Consider the following 8526-nt stretch of genomic DNA (forward strand, 5'->3'; position numbering starts at 1 on the left):
CCGGGCACCCGCGGCCCAGCCGGCGGCCCAGCCCGCGGCACGGGCGGCCTCCCAGCGGGCGTCACGCTCGTCGTCCGTGGCGCGCGCGAGCTCGGCCGGCCGGAACGCACGCGGCTCGGGCGTGCGCGCCGTCCGGGCCGTCGCGGCCTCGGGGACGAGGGTGTCAGGCGACATACTCGTCCTCGCCCTCGCGGCGGATCACGATCTGTCCGCTCTCCTCGAGGCGGCGGATCACCTGGACCACGTTGGCGCGGGCGTCCTCGACGGTCGACAGGCGCACCGGGCCCAGCAGGCCGATCTCCTCGAGCAGGTTCTCGCGGGCACGCTCGGACAGGTTGGTCGTGATCTTGTCGCGCACCTCGTCCGAGACGCCCTTGAGCGCGGTCGCGAGGATCGACATCTCGACGCCGCGCAGCACGAGCTGGATCGCGCGGTCCTCGAGCAGCGTGATGTCCGAGAAGACGAACATCCGGCTGCGGACCTCCTCCGCGAGCTCCTGGTCGAGGGACTCGAGGCCCTCGAGGATGAGCTTCTCGGTGCCCGGGTCTGCGCGGTTGATGATCTCGACGAGCGGCTGCACACCACCCACGGCGGCGTACTCGGCGGCCGTGGTGAGCACGGTCGAGGCGCGCGCCTGCAGGCTCTCGGCGACCACCTGGACGACGTCGGGGGCGGCGCGCTCCATGAGCGCGATGCGGTGCGCGACGTCGGCCTGCACGGCGGGCGGCAGGCCCGTCATGATCGCCGAGGCGTGCTCGGCGCGCAGGTGGGCGAGCACGAGCGCGATCGTCTGCGGGTGCTCGCCGTTGAGCAGCGAGACCACCTGACGCGCGTCGGCGTGCTGGAGGAACTCGAAGGGCTGGCCCTGCATCGAGCTCGCGAGGCGCTCCATGACGTCGGCGGCCTTCTCGCGGCCCAGCGTGGCCTCGAGGATCTCCTGGACGTAGGCCATGCCACCGCGGCCCGCGAAGCCGCGGCCGCCGAGCGACGCGGTGTGGAACTCCTCGAGCACCTGGCCGGCCATGGCCGGGTCGACCCGCTCCATGCGGGCCATCTCGGTGGTGAGCTCCTCGATCTCGGCCTCGCTCATGCGGGCCATGACCTTGGCGGCCTGCTCCTTGCCGAGCTGGATGAGCACCAGCGCGGCCTTCTGCGTGCCGCTGAGCAGCTCGGTTGTGACGACGGTCATCGCGGGCTCCCGGAGAGCCAGCCGCGCAGCGCGTTCGCGACCTCGTCGGGCTGCTCGGCGGCGAGGGCCACGAGGTCCTCACGCTTGGTCTGGATCGGGTCGTTCGGCACCTCGACCGCGGCGGGCGGCAGCGCGAGCACGTCGTCGGCCGGGTCGAGCTCGGCGGCCGGGGCGGCCTCGAGCTCGAGCGCACCGAGGTCGATCGCCTCGCGACGTGCGCGTCGGCTGCGGCGCGCGGCGGTGACCAGCGCGAGCACGACGGCGAGGAGGATCGCACCGGCGATCACGCCGTTGCGGATGAGGGCCTGCGTGGCCGCGGCGGCGTCGGCCTCCTCGGCCGCGGCGATCGCGGCCTGGGCGGCCTCGGCCGTGGTGGTGTCGAAGCTCATGCGGGTGACCTCGACGACGTCGCCGCGGGCCGCGTCCATGCCGGCCGCGGCGGCCACCATGGCTTCGACGTCGGCCAGGTTCAGGCCCGCGCCCGCCTCCTGCGACAGGACGACCGAGACGGACTGGCGGCGCACGCTGCCGGGGGCCGCGACGACCTCCTCGACCACGCGGTTGAGCGGGTTGTTGAGGGTCTCGGACTCCTTGGAGTACTCGCCCGTGCCGGCCTCGCCCGAGGGCACGGCGATGTTGTCGGGCCCGAGCACGCCCGCGGCCGCGCCGCCGGAGCCGGTGTACTGCTCGGTGGTGCGCGAGGAGGACGACGGCGGCAGGTTCTCGCCGGCCGTGTAGGTCTCGGTGGTGCGCTGGGACTGGTCGTAGTCGAGGTCGGCGTTCACGGTCACCACCGCGTTGCCTGCGCCGACCACCGGGTCGAGCATCGCCTGGATGCCCGCGGCGACGCGCTGCTCGTAGTCGCTCGTGCGGCCCTCGTTGAGACCAGTGGCGCCGGCGCCCACGGCCGAGAGCACGGTGCCCTCGGCGTCGATCACGGCGACGTCGGTGGGCTGCATGCCCTCGATGCCGGCCGAGACCAGGTGCACGATCGCCTGGACCTGGTCGTTGCCCAGGCTCGAGCCCGGACGCGTCTTGACGAACACGGACGCCGTCGGGTCCGCGGTCTCCGAGACGAACACGCTCTCCTCGGGCAGCGCGAGGCGCACCGTGGCGGCCTCGACGCCGTTGAGGGCGCCGATGGTCTTGGCGAGCTCGCCCTCGAGGGCACGCTGGTAGGTGACCTGCTGCTGGAACTCCGAGGACGTCATGCCCATCTCGTCGAGCAGCGTGTAGCCGCCGCCGTCCGAGCTGGCGGGCAGACCCGCCGACGCCACCGCGAGGCGCATCGGGTAGAGCTGCTCGTTGGGCACGAGGATCGTCGAGCCGCCGTCGGTGAGCTCGTAGGTCACGCCCTCCGACTGCAGGTGGTCGACGATCGCGCTCGCGTCCGTGGCCGAGAGGTTCGCGAACAGCGGGCTCATGGTGGGCTTGCTGGCCCAGCTCGAGAACGCCACGAGACCGAGCACGAGCACGGCGACCGCGAGGATCGCGAGCGTGCGCTGGGCGACGTTGAACTGCTTGACCGCCTCGGTGAGCCGGCCGAGGGCGCCGGTGATCTGCGCGGGCATCAGGCCTGCATCCTCATGATCTCGGTGAACGCGTCCACGGCCTTGTTGCGGATGGCCGCGGTGAGCTCGAGGGCGACGCCGGCCTTGGCCGAGGCGATCGTGTAGTCGTGCACGTCGTCGAGGTCACCCGTCACGGCCTTGACCGCGAGGGCGTCCGAGGTCGACTGCATCGACTGGACCTGGTCGATGGCCCGGGCGAAGTCGACGCCCGAGGTGCCGGACACGCCCTGCGCGCCCTGGGTCGCCGTCGGGCCCGTGGTCGCGGCGAGCTCGCCGATCGAGGGGAAGGTGATGGGCTTGATGGCGCCCACGTCGATGCTCATCAGCCGCGTCCGATCTGCAGTGCTGCCTGGTAGGTCTCCTTGGCGCGGTCCACCACGGCGGCGTTCGCCTGGTAGCCGCGCTGCGCCATGATCAGCTGGCTCATCTGGCTGGACATGTCGATGTCCGGGTAGCGCACGTAGCCCTCGGCGTCGGCCAGCGGGTGCTGGGGCTCGTAGACCATGCGGCCCTCGGCGTTGCCGAGGACGACGCCGCGCACCTGCACGCCGCCCTGGTCGCCCGCCATCTCCTGGGCGACGACGTAGCGCGCCTGGAAGGCGGCCTCGTCGGACGAGCGCACGGTGTTCATGTTGGCGAGGTTGTCGCTGACGGCGTCGAGCCACTTGCGGTACACGGTGAGCCCGGTACCGGCGACGCCGATCGCTCCGAAGGTGGTCATCAGGCGGTCCTCATCGCTGTGCGGATCTTGGAGAACGTCCCGTCGACGGCCTGCGTCGCGAGCTGGTAGCGCAGGTTCGTGTCGATGTTGAGCAGCGTCTCGGTGTCGAGGTTGACGTTGTTGCCGTCCTCGCGCGTGGGCTCGAGGGAGCGCTGCACCGTGGCGGAGACCGCACCCGAGCCGTTGCGGACGGCGTCGGCGAGGGCGCCCTCGAACGCGACGCGGCCGGCGCGGAAGCCGGGGGTCTGGATGTTCGCGATGTTGTCGGCGATCACGCGCTGACGCATGGCGAGGCCGTCGAGCGCGCTGTTGAGCGCGACATGGGTCACGGAGTCGAGCACTGTGCGTCCTCACCGATGGTGCGAGGGTGGGGGCGGCCGATCCGTGGCCTGGGGGGCGAGCGATCCGTGCTCAGGCTGCTCATCGGCCCCGGGGCCGGGCCGCTGAGGGATTCCCGCGACGATTTCCCAGGTCATCTGCCGCGACCGGGGCGGCATGTCCGGGTTGGGGCGCCTGTGCACCGGTTCCCGGCGCGGATCCTCCCCACCCGTTCGGCCCAGCGCGGCTGCGACGCCCGCGCCATACCGCCGTGCGGAGCGTTCCCGGCGAGCGTGGAGCGAACCCGGGCCTGTGTGGAGCGTTCCCGGCGAGCGTGGAGCGAACCCGGGGTCGTCACCGGCGTGTCGAGTCCGGGAACGCTCCACACGAGGGGTGGGAGGTGCCCGACGGCGAGGGTGGTCAGGCCGGGGCAGGGCCCGACGGCGGTCAGCTGGCGGGGGTGCGTCGGGTGGGCCCGACGGCGGGGCGTCAGGCGGGGGTGTCGACGTAGACCGGGACGGCCGGCGGCTGGGCGCGCAGCGCCTCGGCCGCGCGGCTGTGGCGGCGGCTCAGGTCGGCGGCCTCGGCGAGGCGACGGGCGACCTCGAGCTGGCGGTCGAGCAGCGCGGTCGCGCGGTCGACGAGCCCCGCCGGGAGCGGGCCGAGACCCGGGGGCGGCGCCCACGGGTCGCGCGGCGGCTCGTGCGCGATGTGGCCGAGCGTGAGCATGTGCTCGGCCTGCGCGACGTCGAGCTCGAGCGCCTCGAGGGCACCGGCCCAGGCGGCGTCCCAGCCCGCGGACGCACCGGGTGCGAGGGGTGCCGCGGCGCTCATGTCAGCCGACGCCCAGCTCGCCGAGCGTGCCGCGCACGGCCGGCACGCTCGCGCCGACGGGCTCGAGCGGCGTCGACGTGACGGCGACCTCGTGCGCCGCCTGCTGCCACGCGTCGCGCAGCGGCTCGACGAGCCCGCGGCACGCGGCGGTGCGCTCGGGGTCGCCCGCGATGTTCGCCTCGACCATCTCGGTCAGCAGGAACGTGTAGACCGACTGGAGCTGACGCGCACCGTCCCACGCCTCGACGTCGAGCGTGGCGAGGAGCTCGCCGACGATGTCCTGCGCGTGGGTCAGGTGCGGGCCCGCGCCCGGGCGGTTCCCCGAGCGCTGCTCGTTCTCGGCGCGCTGGAGGTCGAGCACCAGGCGGTCGTAGAGCATCGTGAGCAGCTTGGCCGGGCTCGCGGTCGCGACGGCGTCGTCGAGGTACCGGGTGCTGACTGCGGCGTAGTTCATCGGTCCGTCTTCCGTCAGGAGCTCGCGCTCGGCAGCGAGGACAGCTGACCGGCGAGCCAGCTCGACTGCGACTGCAGGTTGGACAGGGTCACCTCGAGGGCCGAGTAGGTGGCCTGGAGCGAGGCGCGTCGCACCTCGAGCCGGCGGTCCCAGCTCTCGATCTGGTCGCCCATGCTCCGGACCAGGCTCTCCTGACCCTGGATCTTCAGCGTGAGCGAGCCCTCGTACTTGTCCGAGACCGACGTCGCGACCTCGGCGACGCGCGACGCGACCGTGCTCGCGATGTGCTGCACCCGCGCCGGGTCGGCCGCGAGGGCCGCCTCGAACTTCTCGGCGTCGAACGTGAAGGTGCCGTCGCGGCCGAGGACGATGCCCACCTCCGACGGCGAGACGCCGTCGACGGGCTGCGACGCGACGCTGATCAGCCGCTGCTGGATGCCGCGCACCGCGCCGTCACCCGAGAACAGCCCGCCCTTGACCTGCGTGCGACCGTCCGCGCCCGTCGTCGTGGTGGTCGCGCTGCGCGACGAGATCTCCGACAGGACGACGCCGAGCGTGCCCACGACCCCCGAGACCATGGTCTTCAGCGCCTCGGGGTCCCGGGCGACCGTGACCGTCGTGGCGGGGTCACCCGGCGCGGTGACCGCGCTCACCGTGACGTCGACGCCGGACAGCAGGCCGGAGAACGTGTTGGAGGACTGCTCGAACGTGGTCTCGACGCCGGCGCCGGCACCCTTCCAGAGCACGACCCGCGCGTCCTGGGCCGCCGTGAGGGGTGCGGTGTCGAGGCGCGTGGCGGTCCCGGCGGTGACCTCCGCGGAGGTGCCCGCGTAGACCTCGAAGCCGTTCTCGACGCCGGTCGCGGTGCCGGTGAACTGGAGACGGTAGGTCGGGTTCTCGCCACCGCTCACGCGGACGACGGTGGCCTTGACCCCGGCCTCGGTCGCCTGCTCGAGCGCGCGGGCGACGTCGGCGAGGCTGCCCGTGGACGGCTCGACCGTGACGAGCTCGCCGGTGGCTGAGTTCCGCACGGTCACGGCCGGCGGGATCGTCGGGATCATGCTGGGACCGGCGGTGGGCGAGGTGCCGTCGGCGTTCCAGGTGGCGCTCAGCGAGACCTGGGCGGTCGCGAGCTGCTCGACGTGGAACGAGACGGTGCCGGGCTGGGCACCGGTGCCCACCGAGACCTTCGTGGACTCGGACGAGCTCGTCGCGCCGTAGGCGTCCCAGCTCGTGGCCTTGGCGGCCTTCGCGGCGGCCTCGGCGAGCGACGCGACGCGCGTGTTGAGCCCCTGGAGGGCTGTGACCAGGCTCTGGGTCTGCGAGGACTTCTGCTTGAGCAGGGTCTGCGGTGCGGCCTCGACCTGCATGAGCTGGTTGATCAGAGAGGTGGTGTCGAGACCGCTCGCGAGGCCGTCGATGCCCATCGAGACCATGAGGGGCCTCCTTCCTGATCGGTGTGCGTGCCGGTGCCTCCGGCGGGGCGATCACTCGCCCCGCCGGAGGTCCGGTGCAGTGCTGGAACTTCTGGGACTGCTGGGACTACGGGTGGTGCTGGTGCTGCGTGGATCAGCGCAGGAGCGACAGCACGCCCTGCGGGATCTGGTTGGCCTGGGCGAGCATCGCCGTACCGGCCTGCGACAGGATCTGCGCACGCGTGAACGAGACCATCTCCTGAGCCATGTCCGTGTCACGGATCCGGCTCTCCGACGCGGACAGGTTCTCCACCGCGACGTTGATGTTCTTGATCGTGTGCTCGAACCGGTTCTGGTACGCACCCAGCTCCGCACGCGCCGTCGAGACCGCACCGATCTGGTCGTCGATCAGGGAGATCGTCGCCTGGGCCTCGGTGTGGTCCGCCACGCTGAAGCCGCTGGTGCCGTCACCCGTCACGCTGCCGTCGGCCTGCAAGCCCAGGGCGGTCGTGACCGTCGAGACGTCGGCGTTGGCGAGGTCGACCGCAATGGCCGAGTTGGCGTCGCCGTCCGCGCCGACCTGGAAGGTCAGCGTGGTGCCGCCGGCACCGTCCACGTCACCGTTGAGCAGCTTGGTGCCGTTGAAGTTGGTCGACTCCGAGATGCGGCCGAGCTCGTTGATGAGCGAGTCCGCCTCGGTCTTGATGTTGGCGCGCGCCTCGGTGTTGTTCGAGTCGTTGGCGCCCTGGACGGCGAGGTCACGCACACGCTGCAGGATCGCGTGGACCTCGGTCAGCGCACCCTCGGCGGTCTGCACGACCGAGATGCCGTCCTGGGCGTTGCGGGCGGCGACCTTCAGGCCACCGACCTGCGAGCGCAGTCCCTCGGAGATCGCCAGACCAGCGGCGTCGTCCGCGGCCCGGTTGATCCGGAAGCCCGACGACAGCTTCTCGAGCGACTTGCTCAGGTCGTTCTGCGTGTTGGACAGGTTGCGGTACGAGTTGATCGCCGCGATGTTCTGGTTGATCGAGAGACCCATGATGGAACTCCTCCTTGACTCGGGTCACGTGCCGACCGCCCCTCCATGGGCGAGCCGTCTGTGTGATCGTCCGCCGGCGGCGGGCGTTGAGCGGTTCGCCGTCACTCGTCGGGGTGACGACGACGAGGGGTGGGCACCGGACCGGTGCCCACCCCTCGTGCCGCACCGGTCGGACCGGCCGGCCGGTGCTGCGTGGATCAGCGCAGGAGCGAGAGCACGCCCTGCGGGATCTGGTTGGCCTGGGCGAGCATCGCCGTGCCGGCCTGCGACAGGATCTGCGCACGCGTGAACGAGACCATCTCCTGAGCCATGTCCGTGTCACGGATCCGGCTCTCCGACGCGGACAGGTTCTCCACCGCGACGTTGATGTTCTTGATCGTGTGCTCGAACCGGTTCTGGTACGCACCCAGCTCCGCACGCGCCGTCGAGACCTCGGCGATCTTGGAGTCGATCATGGCGATCGAGTCCTGGGCGTTCTGGTGCGACGTGAAGCTGATGCCCGTGCCGAGCGCCGTGACGGCGTCGGTGACGGCGTCACGCGTGGCAGCCGTGAACGCGGCCGACAGGTCGTCCGAGATCGCGACGACGTTCGCCTTGGACAGGTCGACCGAGATGGCCGAGTTCGTGTCGCCGTCCGCGCCGACCTGGAAGGTCAGGCTCGTCTGGGCGCCGGCGGTCACCGCGTCGACGTCACCGTTGAGGAGCTTGGTGCCGTTGAAGTTGGTCGACTCGCCGATGCGGTCGAGCTCCGAGACCAGGCTCGTGGCCTCGGTCGCGATGTTGTCCCGCGCGTCGCTGTTGTTCGAGTCGTTGGCCGCCTGCACGCCGAGGTCACGCAGACGCTGCAGGATCGAGTGCACCTCGGTGAGGGCACCCTCGGCGGTCTGGACGACGCTGATGCCGTCCTGGGCGTTGCGGGCGGCGACCTTCAGGCCACCGACCTGCGAACGCAGACCCTCGGAGATCGCCAGACCCGCGGCGTCGT

The 8526-nt window shown here is 71.8% G+C and carries 10 protein-coding genes; all 10 read right to left on the reverse strand.

The features are described from left to right. Positions 1–163 precede the first annotated feature (163 nt). Positions 164–1189 carry a flagellar motor switch protein FliG gene (gene fliG, locus GXB85_RS17635; RefSeq protein ID WP_161918973.1) on the reverse strand — a complete coding sequence of 342 codons (1026 nt, stop codon included), beginning with the start codon at positions 1187–1189 and terminating at the stop codon, positions 164–166. Beyond that, complete coding sequence (fliF, locus tag GXB85_RS17640) at positions 1186–2760, reverse strand: flagellar basal-body MS-ring/collar protein FliF (protein WP_161918974.1); 1575 nt, start codon at positions 2758–2760, stop codon at positions 1186–1188. Before fliF ends, fliG begins: the two co-directional genes overlap by 4 nt. Continuing rightward, positions 2760–3083, reverse strand: coding sequence for a flagellar hook-basal body complex protein FliE (fliE, locus tag GXB85_RS17645; protein ID WP_202628140.1), 324 nt, complete (start codon positions 3081–3083; stop codon positions 2760–2762). Before fliE ends, fliF begins: the two co-directional genes overlap by 1 nt. Continuing rightward, positions 3083–3481 (reverse strand): flagellar basal body rod protein FlgC, encoded by a 399-nt coding sequence (gene flgC, locus GXB85_RS17650; protein ID WP_161918975.1) that lies wholly within the window; start codon positions 3479–3481, stop codon positions 3083–3085. The genes fliE and flgC overlap by 1 nt, the downstream gene beginning before the upstream one ends. After that, positions 3481–3822, reverse strand: a complete 342-nt coding sequence (locus tag GXB85_RS17655) for a flagellar basal body protein (protein WP_161918976.1) — start codon at positions 3820–3822, stop codon at positions 3481–3483. Before GXB85_RS17655 ends, flgC begins: the two co-directional genes overlap by 1 nt. 466 nt (positions 3823–4288) lie before the next feature. Further along, positions 4289–4633, reverse strand: a complete 345-nt coding sequence (locus GXB85_RS17660; RefSeq protein ID WP_161918977.1) for a hypothetical protein — start codon at positions 4631–4633, stop codon at positions 4289–4291. A gap of 1 nt (position 4634) precedes the next feature. Next, positions 4635–5087, reverse strand: a complete 453-nt coding sequence (gene fliS, locus GXB85_RS17665) for a flagellar export chaperone FliS (protein ID WP_161918978.1) — start codon at positions 5085–5087, stop codon at positions 4635–4637. 14 nt (positions 5088–5101) lie between these two features. Further along, positions 5102–6523 (reverse strand): flagellar filament capping protein FliD, encoded by a 1422-nt coding sequence (gene fliD / locus GXB85_RS17670; RefSeq protein ID WP_161918979.1) that lies wholly within the window; start codon positions 6521–6523, stop codon positions 5102–5104. Positions 6524–6656: 133 nt separating this feature from the next. Then, entirely contained in the window at positions 6657–7541 is an 885-nt protein-coding gene (locus tag GXB85_RS17675; RefSeq protein ID WP_161918980.1) for a flagellin, read from the reverse strand. 197 nt (positions 7542–7738) lie between these two features. Continuing rightward, positions 7739–8526, reverse strand: a 788-nt coding sequence (locus GXB85_RS17680) for a flagellin (protein WP_161918981.1), incomplete at its 5' end; no start/stop codon positions are given.

It is taken from the genome of Cellulomonas sp. APG4 (assembly GCF_009996735.1).
GTDB lineage: Bacteria > Actinomycetota > Actinomycetes > Actinomycetales > Cellulomonadaceae > Actinotalea.